The organism is Geothrix sp. (assembly GCF_049292215.1).
GTDB lineage: Bacteria > Acidobacteriota > Holophagae > Holophagales > Holophagaceae > Geothrix.
The window spans coordinates 26423-40603 of record NZ_JBATQW010000013.1; the positions used below are offsets into that span (position 1 = coordinate 26423).

Annotated in this window: 13 protein-coding genes; 6 read left to right on the plus strand and 7 right to left on the minus strand. The window is 68.6% G+C overall.

Features of this window, described 5'->3' with window-relative positions; all coding sequences use genetic code 11:
- Window positions 1–34: 34 nt before the first annotated feature.
- Window positions 35–826, minus strand: a complete 792-nt coding sequence (locus tag WAS25_RS02705; protein ID WP_422309969.1) for a TrmH family RNA methyltransferase — start codon at window positions 824–826, stop codon at window positions 35–37.
- An 81-nt stretch (window positions 827–907) separates the two neighbouring features.
- Between WAS25_RS02705 and WAS25_RS02710 the strand changes: the two genes are divergently transcribed.
- From WAS25_RS02710 to WAS25_RS02730, 5 genes are all read left to right on the plus strand, one after another.
- Window positions 908–2503, plus strand: a complete 1596-nt coding sequence (locus WAS25_RS02710; protein WP_422309970.1) for an aromatic amino acid hydroxylase — start codon at window positions 908–910, stop codon at window positions 2501–2503.
- Entirely contained in the window at window positions 2500–2745 is a 246-nt protein-coding gene (locus tag WAS25_RS02715; RefSeq protein WP_422309971.1) for a 4a-hydroxytetrahydrobiopterin dehydratase, read from the plus strand. The genes WAS25_RS02710 and WAS25_RS02715 overlap by 4 nt, the downstream gene beginning before the upstream one ends.
- A 70-nt stretch (window positions 2746–2815) precedes the next feature.
- Window positions 2816–3466, plus strand: coding sequence for a hypothetical protein (locus WAS25_RS02720; RefSeq protein WP_422309972.1), 651 nt, complete (start codon window positions 2816–2818; stop codon window positions 3464–3466).
- Complete coding sequence (locus WAS25_RS02725) at window positions 3459–4610, plus strand: cytochrome c biogenesis protein ResB (RefSeq protein WP_422309973.1); 1152 nt, start codon at window positions 3459–3461, stop codon at window positions 4608–4610. Before WAS25_RS02720 ends, WAS25_RS02725 begins: the two co-directional genes overlap by 8 nt.
- A 2-nt stretch (window positions 4611–4612) precedes the next feature.
- Window positions 4613–6385, plus strand: coding sequence for a cytochrome c biogenesis protein (locus WAS25_RS02730; protein WP_422309974.1), 1773 nt, complete (start codon window positions 4613–4615; stop codon window positions 6383–6385).
- An 89-nt stretch (window positions 6386–6474) separates the two neighbouring features.
- On the opposite strand, the gene WAS25_RS02735 is transcribed toward WAS25_RS02730, so the two are convergent.
- Together WAS25_RS02735 and murD are read right to left on the minus strand one after the other, a co-directional pair.
- Entirely contained in the window at window positions 6475–7887 is a 1413-nt protein-coding gene (locus tag WAS25_RS02735) for an FAD-binding oxidoreductase (RefSeq protein ID WP_422309975.1), read from the minus strand.
- Window positions 7884–9212, minus strand: coding sequence for a UDP-N-acetylmuramoyl-L-alanine--D-glutamate ligase (murD, locus tag WAS25_RS02740; protein ID WP_422309976.1), 1329 nt, complete (start codon window positions 9210–9212; stop codon window positions 7884–7886). The genes WAS25_RS02735 and murD overlap by 4 nt, the downstream gene beginning before the upstream one ends.
- A gap of 119 nt (window positions 9213–9331) precedes the next feature.
- Between murD and WAS25_RS02745 the strand changes: the two genes are divergently transcribed.
- Window positions 9332–10153 carry an EAL domain-containing protein gene (locus WAS25_RS02745; protein ID WP_422309982.1) on the plus strand — a complete coding sequence of 274 codons (822 nt, stop codon included), beginning with the start codon at window positions 9332–9334 and terminating at the stop codon, window positions 10151–10153.
- Here the strand turns inward: WAS25_RS02745 and mraY are convergent.
- From mraY to WAS25_RS02765, 4 genes are all read right to left on the minus strand, one after another.
- A complete protein-coding gene (gene mraY, locus WAS25_RS02750) occupies window positions 10131–11219 on the minus strand; it encodes a phospho-N-acetylmuramoyl-pentapeptide-transferase (protein ID WP_422309977.1) in 1089 nt (362 codons plus the stop codon). The two genes, WAS25_RS02745 and mraY, sit on opposite strands and share 23 nt — an antisense overlap.
- A gap of 21 nt (window positions 11220–11240) precedes the next feature.
- Window positions 11241–12590 carry a UDP-N-acetylmuramoyl-tripeptide--D-alanyl-D-alanine ligase gene (locus WAS25_RS02755; protein WP_422309978.1) on the minus strand — a complete coding sequence of 450 codons (1350 nt, stop codon included), beginning with the start codon at window positions 12588–12590 and terminating at the stop codon, window positions 11241–11243.
- Window positions 12587–13573, minus strand: coding sequence for an L-threonylcarbamoyladenylate synthase (locus tag WAS25_RS02760; RefSeq protein ID WP_422309979.1), 987 nt, complete (start codon window positions 13571–13573; stop codon window positions 12587–12589). The genes WAS25_RS02755 and WAS25_RS02760 overlap by 4 nt, the downstream gene beginning before the upstream one ends.
- A gap of 279 nt (window positions 13574–13852) precedes the next feature.
- The coding region (locus tag WAS25_RS02765; RefSeq protein ID WP_422309980.1) for a glutamate ligase domain-containing protein at window positions 13853–14181 on the minus strand (329 nt) is incomplete at its 5' end.

A 14181-nucleotide genomic window follows, 5' to 3' on the forward strand; every position in this document is an offset into this window, starting at 1 on the left:
CATTCCCGGTGCGACCGGTTCGGGCGGTCCACCTTCAATCAAACTGCGGTACATGGGCCATCCGGAACATGAGGATCGCCCCGGCCGCGGCCACGTTGAGGCTGTCCATGCCCGAGGCCATGGCGATGGCCACGGCGCGGTCGCAGCGGGCCAGCTGCTCGGCGTCCAGCCCCGTATCCTCGGGCCCCATCACGAGGGCACAGCGGTCTGCGGGCCGCCAGAGTCGGGCGTCCTCGGCGACCTCGGTGAGGGCCGCGGCGACGACCTCCGAGCCCGACTCTGCGGACCTCCAGTCGGCCAGGCGCTCCCAGGGATCCTCCACGCGCCACACGGGGATGCGCCACACCGCACCCATGGAGACGCGCACCGTGCGGCGGGTCCACTGGCCCGGCCCAGGTCCCGCCATTACCCCATCCAGGCCCAGGGCGGCGGCGCTGCGCAGGAGGAGGCCCAGATTCTCGCTGTCGTAGAGACGCGGCAGCACCAGCAGGCGCTTGGCAGCGCACAGGGACTCGGCGGGCGGCGGCGCCGGCACCTGGGCGCAGGCCATGAGGCCGCGATGGAAGGGGAAGCCTGCCAGCTCCGACAGGGCGGCGGGTTCCATGGTGAGCAGCTCCGTGCCCGCCGGCAGGCGTTCCTGAAGGTCCAGGGCCGCGGTCGTGGTCGCCGCCACGGATATCACTTTCAGGCGTCCAGCGCGGCCGGCCGCCAGCAGGTCCTCCACCAGGATGCGGCCCTCGGCGATGAAGCAGGTGCCGTGTTCCGGGTGCTCCCGCGTGCCGGCGAAGCGCAGGTCGCGGTAGGGGTCCCAGGGATCGAAGCTCATGGGACCAGCGTAGCCTCCGGCTTGGCCCAAGACCCGGAATTGAAAACCCCGCGCAGATTGTTTCCAAATTAGACTTTAATGATGTCCGACACCGCCATGCTCCCTGTCCCATCCCCGACCAGGCGCGCCATCGACCGCCTGCCCACCCACCTGCGCCGCTTCGTGGTGGACCAGGACCACGAGGCATACACGCCCCGGGATCACGCGGTGTGGCGGCACATCCTGCACCGGCTGGCCGGTCGGCTGAAGGACACGGCCCATGCCAGCTACCTCTCGGGCCTGGCGGCCACGGGCATCGGCCTGGAGCGCATCCCCAGCCTGGACGAGATGAACGAGAAGCTGGAAGCCCTGGGCTGGTCCGCCGTGGGCGTGCGGGGCTTCATCCCCCCGGCCGTGTTCACGGAGCTTCAGTCCCTGGGGGTGCTGGCCATCGCCGCGGACATCCGCAGCCACGAGCACATCGAGTACACGCCCGCCCCCGACATCGTCCACGAGAGCGCGGGCCACGCGCCCATCCTGGCGGACCAGCGCTATGCGGCGTACCTGAAGCGCTGCGGCGAAGCGGGCTTCCGCGCCATCGCCTCTGTGGAGGATCAGGCGGTCTACGAGGCCATCCGCAACCTCAGCGTGGTGAAAGAGGATCCCGCCGCCACCGAGGAGGAGGTTCGTCTCGCCCAGGAGCGCCTCCACGCCGCTGGGGCCAGCCGCCGCTACGTGAGCGAGAGCACCAAGGCCAGCCGCCTCTACTGGTGGACCGCGGAATACGGTCTGGTGGGCAGCCTGGAGGATCCCAAACTCTACGGCGCGGGCCTGCTGAGCAGCCTGGGAGAAGCCGCCCACTGCCTCACCCTGGCGGTGAAGAAGGTGCCCCTCAGCCTCTCTTGCGCCGACACGGAATACGACATCACACGCATGCAGCCCCAGCTCTTCGTGGCGCGGGATTTCGACCACCTCTTCGAGGTGCTGGAGGCCTTCGAGGCCACGCTCGGCTGGCGGCGCGGCGGCGACCACGGCCTGGAAGAAGCCCTGCGCGCCCGCACCGTGAACCACCTGGTGCTGGACGACGGTCTGGAGCTCACGGGCAAGGTCGTTGCACGGATCCCCGCCCGGGGCGAGCTGGTGCCAGGCCTGGCCACGGCCCTGGCCCGCATCGAGGGCCCCGTCCAGCTCTCCCGCCACGGCCAGGCCGGGCAGCGGCCCTGGCCTGGCGAGGCGCTGGTGGCCTTCGGCAGCGGGCTGCTACCTCATCGCGGCGCCTTCAGCCTGGACCTGCCCTCGGGGCTCTTCCTCACGGGCTTCCGGGTGGGCGAGCACGAGGTGATCAACCTGCGGGGGCACCAGGACGGCCGCCCCCTGGACCTGCCCAGCTGGGCCCTGCTCTTCCTGAGCGGGAGCCTGCCCTCGGTGGCCGGCGGACCGGCCGATCCCGGCTCCTGGGACGCCTGGTTCGGCGATCCCTCCGCCCTCGCCGAGGGGGAGGCCGAGGCCCAGGCCCGCGACCGGAAGGCCCAGGCCCTGCCGGGTGACCTGGCGGCCCTCTACGTCGAGGCCAGGACCCTTAGGGAAGGCGGGCGGATCGAGGCCCATCGGCTCGGCAGCCTGGCCGTCCGGGCTGCCGAGCACCCCGGGGAGTGGCTGCTGCAGGCCGAGCTGGCTGAGCTGGAGGCGATGCGATGACCTGGCGAGAGGAAGGCGGGACCCTGGTGCGGACCTTCAAGACCCCGGATTTCCTGACGGCCTACAACCTGGCGAGCGTCGTCGTGGGGCCGGCCGAGGAGCTGGGTCACCACCCGGACATTGCCTTCGGCTGGGGCTACCTTCGGATCACCCTCACCACCCATGACGCGGGCGGCATCACAGAGCTGGACCACCAGCTTGCCGCCGCCATTGACGCAGCGGTTAAACCATTTGATCTATAAGGTTTGCAGAAAATCGGCCTGTTCAATCACTGCCGGGTCCGGTATTCTGAAATGTCCATCGAGGAGTCCCTTGCCGAACCCGCCCACCCCCCTCCATCGTCCCTGCCTCACGCACCCCACCTCGGCCGCCATCATGGGCGCCGGGTTGCTGCTCCTGGGCTTCGGCTGCAGCTCCGATCGGGTGTCCCACTACCGCGTGCCCAAGGAGAGCGCCACCCCCCAGGCCCCCATTCCGGCCATGCCCCCGAAGCCCATGGGCGAGCGGACGGGCGAGCCCTCAGATGTGCCGCCTCCGCCCAAGCCCAAGGGCTCCCTCAAGTGGTCCCTGCCCAAGGGCTGGAGTGAGCTGCCGGGCGGCGGCATGCGCTTCGCCACGTTCAAGACCCCCTATGCCGGGAAGCTGGAGGCCACGGTGGTGGTGCTGCCGGGCCCTGCTGGCGGCGAACTGGCCAACGTGAACCGCTGGCGCGGCCAGATCGCCCTTCCCGCCCTGGACGAGGCCGGCCTGGCCAAGTCCCGCAGCACCCTCAAGAGCAAGGTCGGCGCGGTGAACGTGTACGACTTCACCAGCGAGGGCCAGGCCAAGAGCCGTATGGTGGCCGGCTACGTCGCCACGCCGGACGGCAACACCTGGTTCCTGAAGCTGACGGGCGATGCCGATCCCGTGGCCAAAGCCAAGCCCGACTTCATGACCATCCTGGGGAGCCTGCACCTTGATTAACACCATCGCCTCCCGCATCTGGGCTCTCCTGAAGTCCTTCCAACTCACCGTCGTCCTCCTGGCACTGCTGATGTGCCTGGTGGTGTTCTGCACCCTGGCCCAGGTGGAGATGGGCACCCAGGGCGCCGTGAACGCCTACATGCGCAGCTTCATCGTCTGGAACCAGCCGCTGCTGCTGAGGCTGCCCTTCCCCGGCGGAGCCTTGGTGGGGCTGCTACTGACCCTCAACCTGATCGCCAAGACCATCGACATCAAGCTCACCTGGCAGAAGTCCGGCATGTGGCTGGTCCACGCCGGCCTGGTGGTGCTCTTCGCCGGCGAGTTCGTGGCCGGCATGATGCAGGTGGATACCAACCTGTCCATCGAGGTGGGCCAGACGGTCAACTTCGTGCAGAGCTACAAGCAGATGGAGCTCGCCGTCATCGACGTGACCGATCCCACCTGGGATGAGGTCTACTCGGTGCCGGACACCCTGTTGGCCAAGGGGGGCGCCGTCGCCATCCCGGGCACGCCGATCACCCTGAATGTGAAGAAGTTCTACGCCAACGCCGAGCTGGCCAGCCAGACCCCCGGCGCGCCGCCCTCCCTGGCCACGGCTGGCGTGGGCCCGGGCGTGTCCATCATCGAGCGTCCCGTCGTCTCCGCTGACAACGATATGAACCAGACCTCGGCTTTCGTGGAACCCGTGGCCGGCGGCCGCAGCTACGGCACCTGGCTGGTGTCCGTGGCCCTGGGCGCCCCCCAGTCCTTCACCCACGAGGGCCGCACCTACACGCTGGCCATGCGCCTGCGCCGCCAATACCTCCCCTACGCCTTCACCCTGAAGCAGTTCCGGCATGACGTGTACCCCGGAACCGACATCCCCAAGAACTTCTCCAGCCTGGTCCAGGTGGTGAATCCCTCCCGGAATGAATCCCGCGAGGTGCTGATCTACATGAACCAGCCGCTGCGGTACGAGGGCAAGACCTTCTACCAGGCGAGTTTCGGCAAGAACGACACCCTTTCCGTCCTTTCCGTGGTTGAAAATCCCGGCTGGCTTCTTCCCTACGTGTCCTGCGTGCTCGTGTCTCTGGGCCTGCTTGTGCACTTCGCCATCGTCCTGCGCCGCTCCCTGAAGCGTCGCCAGGACAAGAAGGAGGGCTGATCATGGCTTTCGTACAGAAATACCTCGCCTGGGGTGCCGGCGTCCTGGCCCTGCTGGTCGCCCTCATCTTCGCCCTGCCCGGCGGCAAGGCCCGCGGCTTCGATGTCGGCGGCTTCGGCACGCTGCCCGTCCTCGAAGGGGGCCGCGTCAAGCCTCTGGACTCCCTCGCCCGCAACTCGCTGCTCCTCATCCACAGTCGCCAGGTGTTCCGGCACGAGGGCCGCATGGTGGGCCCCGACGAGTGGATCCTCGACGTGATGTTCCGCCCCCAGGTGGCTGACCAGCAGCGGATCTTCGTCATCGACGATCCGGAAGTCATCAGCCTCATCGGCGCCCAGCAGACCAAGAACCGCAACTATTTCAGCTTCGCCGACCTCTCCTCCCACTTGGACGAGGTCCAGAAGCAGGCGGCCTCCGCGCAGCCCATCGCCGCCCAGAAGCGCACGCGGTTCCAAGGCGCCGTCGTGAACCTCTTCGACCGGGTCTACCTCTACTACAAGCTGCGGAACACCCTGCAACTGGCCGGCTCCCCGGGGCTGGGCTGGGAACTCCAGTCATTGGGCACACCCGAGGCGGCCCTGCGCCACCAGGACCTGACCCAGCTGGCCCACTTCCGCATGCTGCCGCCCACCACGGCGGCCAATCCAGACGCTTGGCAGAGTGTCGGCCAGGCCTTGGCGGCCACTCAGGCCGGAGCCGGGGTCCACCCCGGCCTGGTGCCCCTCGCCAAGCTGAACGCCGCCTACGTGGCCAATGACGCCGCCAGCTTCAACTCGGCCCTGACGGAGATGAACACCCTGGTCAAATCGCTCAAGCCGGATGCCCTCAGCCACGCGTCGAACGAGCTCGTCTTCAATCGGGCCCAGCCCTTCTTCGTGGGCCTGTCGATCTACTTCGTGGCCTTCCTGGTGCTTTGCGTCTCCTGGATCTACAAGCCTGAACTCCTGCGACCCACGGCCTACGCCCTGCTCTGCTCAGGAGCCATCGTCCATACCATTGGCCTGGCCGCCCGCATCATCCTGCAGGGTCGTCCGCCTGTCACGAACCTCTACTCCTCCGCCGTGTTCGTGGGCTGGGGCGCCGTGATCCTCGGGCTCATCGTCGAGCGGATGTATCGCAAGGGCTTCGGCACGGCCGTGGCCGCCCTGGCTGGTTTTGCCACGCTGATCGTGGCGCAAAACCTGGGTGAATCGGGCGACACCATGGAGATGATGCGCGCCGTGCTGGACTCCAACTTCTGGCTGGCCACGCACGTCACCACCATCACCATCGGCTACTCAGGCACCTTCCTCGCCGGCTCCCTCGCCATCGCCTACGCCCTGAGGAAGCACATCACCCCCAACGTGGACCCTGAGACCGACAAGGCGCTCGGGGACATGGCCTACGGCATCATCTGCTTCTCCCTCTTCTTCAGCTTCGTGGGCACCGTGCTCGGCGGCATCTGGGCGGACCAGTCCTGGGGTCGCTTCTGGGGCTGGGACCCCAAGGAGAACGGCGCCCTGCTCATCGTGCTGTGGAACGCCATCATCCTCCACGCCCGCATGGCCGGCTATGTGCGCGAGCGCGGCACCATGGTCATGGCCATCTTCGGCAACATGATCACCGCCGCCTCCTGGTTTGGCGTGAACCTGCTCGGTGTGGGACTCCATGCCTACGGCTTCACCGACAGCGGCTTCATCTGGCTGCTGTCCTTCTGGATCACCCAGGTGGCCTTCATGGCCCTCTGCTGGGCCCCCGCCCGGTTCTGGGTCCAGAAACCCGGCGCCAAGGCCTAGGCGCAGGTCAGCCCAATGCAAAGAAGCCCGGCACCGCCGGGCTTCTTTGCATTGGGGTCAGAAGGATCGGTCGCCGAACAACTCCCTGCTCAACCGAGCCGGGTGGTTCCCAGGATGCCATCGCAGTCCATGTGAGCCTTCAGCGCCCCGCTGAGGGACCGGATGACGGCGGGGGTATAGGCCTCGTAGAACCGCTGGTTGTGAGGGCCCACGCCATGCTCGGCGCTGTAGCTGCCGTCGAAGCCCCGGACGGCGAGGTCGTAGATCCGCACCTGGAGCTCGGGGACCAGGTCCGCCGCCACTCGTGGCGCCTCAGCCTCGTTCCAGACCAAGTTCAGGTGGGTTCCCCCATCCCCCCAGTGGCCGAAGTCACAACAGCGCACGAAGGGATAGGCCTCCGCCAGCAGGTCCCGGGCAGCCTGCGTGAAGTCCGCCATGCGGCTGCGCGGCACGCTAATGTCGAAGGCCAGCACCTTGCCTTCCTGCCGCAGGCTCTCGCTCACGTGGTGCCGGATGGCCCAGAGATCTTCGGCGCGGCCTATGAAGACATCCGTGATCCCCTCGCCCCCTTCCGTTTCCAGGAAGACGCCCAGCCGTTCCTCCAGCAGGCCTGACAGATCCAGGGCGGCGGGAGGCAGGGTGGAGGCCAGCTCCACCAGGGCAGTGTAGGCCGGAGGCTGGGCCGCCCCGTAGGGATTCCTCACGCCGGCGTGGTGGACGAAGACCGGTGCCAGGGCCTCAGCGCTGATGACCTCGAAGGCCGTGAAGACATCGGCCAGGTCCCGCTCCAGCGCCCTCAGGAGCAGCAGCGCCGCCTCGCCGGAGGCACAGCCCACCAGGGCCGTGGCCTGCTGGCCGGGCACCGGCACCACCTGGAGTACCGCTCCCGTGATGACGCCGAACACGCCGCTGGTGCCCACGAACAGCTGCTTGGCATCCAGGCCAGTGTTGTTCTTCCGCAGCTGGTTCATGGCATCCAGCACGGTTCCGTCGGCCAGCACCACCTCCAGACCCAGCAGGTTGTGACGCACGTCGCCGTAGCGCAGCAGCCGGGTACCGCCGGTATTGGTGGCGATCATGCCCCCGATGGAAGGATCGGCGCCAAGGTCGATGGGAAACATCAGGCCGTGCGCGAGGAGGGCCTCGTTCAGGGCGCTCAGCAGCACGCCGCCATCCACCCAGGCCGTGCGGTTGACAGGATCGATCTCCAGCCGCCGGTTCAGGCGCTCCAGGCTCAGGACGGCCATTCGGCCGCTGCCATCCGGCGTGGAGGCGCCCACCAGCCCGGTGTTCGCTCCCTGAGGGATGAGCCGGATCCCGGTCGTGCGGCAGGCCTTCAGCACCTCCGCCACCTGGGCGGTGGTGCCGGGGCGGACGGCGAACAGCGCCTTCCCCTTGCCGTAGCGCCAGCCCTCCTCGTAGCGGACCAGGTCTGCCGGTTCCGTGAGCACCGCATCCGCGCCCAGTAGGTTCCGCAGGTCCTGGATCAAGACAGCGCTCATGACCGACTCCAGGTCCGCACGAGGGCTTCGAAGCGGTCCCCCCGCTGCTCGAAGTTGTCGAACTGGTCGAAGCTCGCGCAGGCCGGACTGAGGAGCACCTGGTCGCCTGCCTGGGCCAGACCCAGCGCGGCGGCCGTGGCTTCATCAAAAGCGGGCACCACCTCGTGGGGCATGTCGCCCAGGTCCCGCACGAGCTGGGGGATGGCCTGGCCCAGGAAGACCAAGCGCCGCAGCTTGCCCGCGAGCGCCTCACGCAGCGGCTCGTAGCTGGCCCCCTTGTCGGTGCCCCCGAGCAGCAGGACCAGGGGCCCCGGAAGGGCGCGGATGGCCGTCAGCGTGGCGTCCACATTGGTGCCCTTGGAGTCGTTGTAGGCCCTCACGCCACCGCGTTCGCCACAAAAGGCGATGCGGTGGGCAAGACCGGGATAGGTGCACAGGCCCTCGCGGAGGGCGGCGATGGAGGCCCCACCATGGGCCGCCAGGAGACAGGCGGCCAGGGCGTTCTCCACGTTGTGCCCGCCGGGGATCCGCAGTTCGGAGCGGTGCAGGATGGACTCGCCGAGCAGCGTCATCGCACCAGCGGGATCGCACCAGGCCTCGCACTCGGACCAGCCGAACCGCGCCACGCGCCCGTTCCCCGGAGCATCCTGCCACCACTCCGGGTGCGCCACGGGCACCACCCGCAGGTTCTCACCTGTCTGCCCCTCGAAGACCCGCAGCTTGGTGCGCCGGTAGGTCTCCATGTCGCCGTGCCGAGCCAGGTGGTCGGGGGTGAGGTTCAGGAAGGCCGCGCCTTCGGCGTGGAAGGCCAGGGTCGACTCAAGCTGGTAGCTGCTCAGCTCGATGACGAACACCGAGCCTGGCGCCGCCGACGCGACAGCCTCGATCACGGGCGTGCCCAGATTGCCGCAGGCGATGGCGGGAATCCCAGAAGCGCGCAGCAGGTGGGCGGTGAGGTCCGTGGTGGTGCTCTTGCCGTTGGTGCCCGTCACGGCCAGCACGCGGCTGCCATCCGAGCGCTCGCGGATCCGGCGGTGGGCCAGTTCCACTTCGCCGATCACCGGGATCCCGCGCTCCAGTGCCTCGCGCACGAAGGGTGTGGCGCGGGGGATGCCCGGGCTGATGACGAGCTCGGCACAGTCCTCCAGCAGGGCCAACGGGTGGTCGCCCCAGACGCCGGGAATGCCCGCCTGGGCCAGGTCCAGCTCCAGGACGGGGCCGGGATCGGGGCGGCTGTCCGTCAGGACCACCGGGCGGTCCTGCGCGGCGAGGAAACGTGCCGCCGCCAGCCCCGACCGTCCTGCTCCCATGACCACGGTGCGCATGCCACCTCCCCTTCCAGACTAGGAGCCTGTCCATGCGATTGGAATGCCCGTGTGCCAAGGACAGTCAACGCTGCCCGCGCTACACTGGGCCAGGACGCTGGGTCGGAGGCGAAGTGAACATGCCGAAGGGCATCCTGGAGAGCATGCTGAGGGGCGAAGGCGTCATCGAGCCCCATGTGCAGCCCATGTACCGCCTCAACGACAACCGCCTCATGGCCAAGGAGTATCTGGCCAGGCATCTGGATGAGGCAGGCGTGGCCCATCCCGTGGGCCCCCTCCTGCAGGATCCTTCCCTGTGCCTGGAGGACCGTCTCGCCCTGGACTTGCGCTTTCTCGAGTCCACCTTTCAGACTCTGGCCCGCACCGGCCACGACACCTACCTGCACTTCGTGAACCTGGAGCCCGTCAGCCTTGAGGCGCCGGGCTTCTGGGACTGCCTGCCGCGCTGGCTGGAGGCCCTGCCCTTCAATCCCGGCTGCGTGGTGATGGAGTTCACGGAGTCGCAGGGCGTGCATGACCTCGAGGTTCTGCAGGGCTATGCCAACCGCCTGCGCGGCCTCGGCCTCCGGGTCGCGGTGGACGACCTCGGCGCCGGCGTCGCCAGCCTCACCCACATGGCGCGGCTGGCTCCCGATTTCATAAAGGCGGATCGCAGTCTGGTGGAGCAGGTGCACCGCCGCCCCTACCAGGCGGCCCTCCTGAATGCGCTGGCCCACTTCGCCGAACGCATGCGCATCGGCTTCATCGCCGAAGGCATCGAGACCCTGGAGGAACTGCAGGCGGTCATGGACGCCGACGTACCTTGGGGACAGGGCTACATCCTGGGCCAACCCTGGCCGACCCAGCCCCGGCCGATCATCGGGGATAGGAGTCTGTCCGAGTCACTGGAATGCCCCGCGCGAATACCTGGACATGCTCCTAACGCAGCTTCAGAGAGCTGAGCGCCAGGATCGAGCAGACGATGGCGGTGATCCACATGCGGATGACGACCTTCGTCTCCTGCAGCCCGCCTAGCTCGAGGTGGTGGTGGAAGGGCGCCATGCGGAAGATGCGCTTCCCGCCGCGCAGCTTGAAGCTGCCCACCTGCAGGATCACGCTGACGGCCTCCAGCACGAAGAGGCCGCCCGCGATAACTAGCAGCACCTCCTGCTTGATGACCACGGCCACCGTGCCCAGCGCCCCGCCCAGGCCGAGGGAGCCCGTGTCGCCCATGAAGACCTCGGCCGGATGGGCGTTGTACCACAGGAAGCCCAGACAGGCCCCGGCCATGGCGCCCATGAACACCGAAAGCTCCGCTCCGCCGGGAACATAGGGCACCACCAGGTAGCCCGCGATCTTCGCGTGGCCCACCACGTAGGCCAGGATCGCGTAGGTGAGCGACACGATGAGCGTGCCGCCGATGGCGAGGCCGTCCAGCCCATCCGTGAGGTTCACGGCATTGCTGGTGCCCACCATCACCAACCAGATCCAGGGAATGAGGAATACACCGACATCGGGGCGGAAGTTCTTGAAGAAGGGCACCGAGAGCTTGCTGGTGGCGGCACCGCGCAGCCCGAAGTGCAGGATGAGCCAGGCCACCAGCAGCGAGATGGCCGTCAGCAGCGCCATCTTCTGCCAGCTGGTGAGGCCCAGGTTCTGCTTCTTGAGCAGCTTCTGCGCATCGTCGAAGGCGCCCACCGTGCCGAAGCCCAGCAGGGCGATCAGCACCACCCAGATGGCGCCGCTCTTGAGGTCGCACCAGAGCAGGGTCGAGACCGTGATCACGAGCAGGATCAGGATGCCGCCCATGGTGGGCGTCCCGGCCTTCTTCTGATGGTTCTCGGGGCCCACGTCACGGATGTGCTGGCCCATCTTCAGGGCCGTCAGCGTGCGAATCACCCAGGGGCCGAGCCACAGGCTCAGCACCATGGCCGTGGCCGCGGCCATGGCCGTGCGGAAGGTGACATAGCGGAAGACCGAGAAGCCCGGCACGACATCACGGAAGGGATAGAGGAGCCAAGGCAGCATGAGTCGTCCGGAGTCGGCGGGTCAGTGGGCGAGGAGCCAGTCCACGGCGCGTTCTGCGCGCCAGAACCGGCTGCCCTTCACCAGGATACGGGCTCCGGGCGGAATTGCGGAGAGTCCCGACGCGGCATCGCGCAGGGCCTCGAAATCCGGGAAGGCCTGGGCTCTGGGGCCGAACCCCCCGGCGTAGTCGCCCGCATGGTCCCCGTAGGCCCAGAGCCTCGCGAGGCCCAGGTCCCGGAGCGCCCGGCCGGTCTCGTGATGGATCTTCGGGGCATCGGGCCCCAGTTCCCGCATGGAGCCCAGCACCGCCACGGCCTCTCCGCCGGGAAGCTGCAGCAGGGCGCGCACACAGGCCAGGATGGAATCGGAGCTGGCGTTGTAGGTCTCGTCCAGCAGGCAGCCGCCTCCGGGCAGCGTGTGCAGTCGTCCCCGTCCGGCCTCGGGAGTGACGCGACTGAGGCCCTCGGCCACCTGTTCCGGGCCATGCCCGAGCCGGAGGGCCAGGGCCGCAGCCAGGGCCGCGTTCCGGATCTGGTGCTCGCCGGGCAGCTGCAGGCGGATGGGAACGTCCCCCGCCGGCGTGTGCAGCCGGAAGGCTCCGCCAGCGGCACCGAGCGATTCCACGGCTTCCCAGCCGAAGGACTCGCCCTCACCCACCGCCAGGGCCTCGGCATGCTGAGCCCAGGTCTGGGCCGCGATCCAGCGGCACCAGGGATCCGAGGCCAGGTGCACCCAGAGCCCGCCACGGTTCAGGCCCGCCACCAGCTCACCTTTCGCCTCGGCGATACCCTGCTGGCCGCTGGGGAAGTTCTCGATGTGGGCGGTGCCCACCAGGGTGATGAGACCCGCGTCCAGTGGCGCGATCCGGGTGAGCTGCCGGATCTCGCCCGGCGTGCTCATGCCCATCTCGAACACCGCCGAGTCCAAACCTTCGGGCAGCGTGGCCAGGGCCTCGGGCAGGCCCAAGGTGTTGTTGCGGTTGCCGGGAGTCTTCCAGGCCCCCATGGCCGCGGCGAGCAGCTCCTTCGTGCTGGTCTTGCCCACGCTGCCCGTGATGCCGCAGACCTGCCTCGGACGCACCGCCGCCAGGCGGGCTTGGCCCCACTGCTGCAGGGCGGCCAGGGTGTCTGGCACCACCACCTGGGGACAGTCGACGGACAGGGGATGATCGACCAGGAGCGCGGCGGCGCCCTTCTCCACGGCCTGGGCGGCGAAGTCGTGGCCATCCCGCTCGGCCCGCAGGGCCACGAAGCAGGCGCCAGGCTGGAGGGTGCGCGTATCGAGGGAGAGTGACGACGGCACCACGGAGCCATCACCTAGGAGCTCCCCACCCACCTGGGAGGCCACCTGGAAGAGGGACCAGAGCGTCATACAGGTTCCTTCACCGAGGCGCGGCGCAGGCGATCCCGGACGGCCATCCAGGCCTCGCCCTCGGGGGGACGCTCCATGACCACGCGCTCGAAACCGGCGTCATCCAGCTCGTGGAGCAGCGCGAACAGCCGCGTGCCCACGGCCTCCGCATCGAGCGGCAGGAGGATGCCACGGATGGAATCCGGCAGGGGCGGAAGGTGGCCGAAGGCCACGTAGGCGATCGGCCCAGGGCCCGCGGCCTGCCCGCTGCCGGGCGCAACCAGCTCCAGCCGCGCCCTGGGGGCGTAGTGGCGCTCGGCCATTCCGGGCGCAGCCTGGGTCGCTCCGGGCTTCACGGCGCCCTCCCACAGGTCCACGACGCCGAGGAGCGCGGCCAGGTCAGCGGGGGCCACAGGGCCCGGACGGAGGATGCGAGGTCGCGCCCCGCTCAAGTCGAGGATGGTGGACTCCAGGCCGGCCGCCGTGGGCCCCCCATCGAGGATCAGGTCCACCCCCTCGCCAAGGCTGGAGGCCACGTGCTCGGCGAGGGTGGGCGACAGGTGCTGGCTGCGGTTGGCGCTGGGGGCGGCCAGGGGGCGGCCCACCGCCTTGATCAGCGCCTGGGCGACAGGATGGGCCGGACAGCGCAGGGCCACGGTGGGGCCGTTGGCCCGGACGATGGCCGGAACCTGCTCCGAGGCGGGCAGCACCAGGGTCAGGGAGCCGGGCCAGAACCGCTCCGCCAGGGCCGTGGCTTCGGCTGGCCAGCGCGAGGTGAGCGCCCTCGCGGAGGCGGGGCCGTCCACATGGAGGATCACGGGGTTCGTGGCGGGCCGACCCTTGGCGGCATAGATGCGGGCCACCGCCGCGGGGTTTAGGCCGTCAGCGCCAAGGCCGTACACCGTCTCCGTGGGGAAGGCCACCAGGCCGCCCGCAGTGAGGATCGCCGCGGCTTCGAGGATGGCCGGATCGTCCACCGAGTGGACAGACAGAAGGCGGGTCATCGGAAGCCTCCGATCGACGCTGGCTTCCCGCATGGGCCATGCTTCGTCGCCGGGCAACCTGTCGGAACCGACGACTTAGGTTCTTTCATCGGTGTGCATCGGTGTTCATCGGTGGTTGATCGATCTAGAAAACCAGCAGTGATCTCCAGCTCTGGATCTTGCCTCATGGCAAATTCGGTGAACCCGGCGTGGAAGGAATGTTTTGAGCCAACGATGAACACCGATGAATACCGATCAAGAGCTGAAATGCTCGGAGACGCGGCTGATCGGGAACCCAGGTCATTCATGGGTTCTCTTTCTGTGAGACAGCGCAGCTTCCACGGCGCTTCGGTCGCTGTAGGGATGCTTGACGCCGTGGATCTCCTGGTAGGGCTCGTGGCCCTTGCCGGCCAGCAGCAGCAGGTCGCCGGGTCGGCAGTCGGCCAAGGCCTGACGCACGGACTCGCCTCGATCGGCGTTGCGGTGGTAGCGAGCGGCATCGCCGCAGATGACCTCGGGAATACCCGGCGCGGCGTCGTCGAGGATGCGCTCCGGATCCTCGGTACGGGGGTTGTCGCTGGTGTGCCACAGCACGTCGGCGCCTGCGGCCACGGCCGCGGCCATGAGGG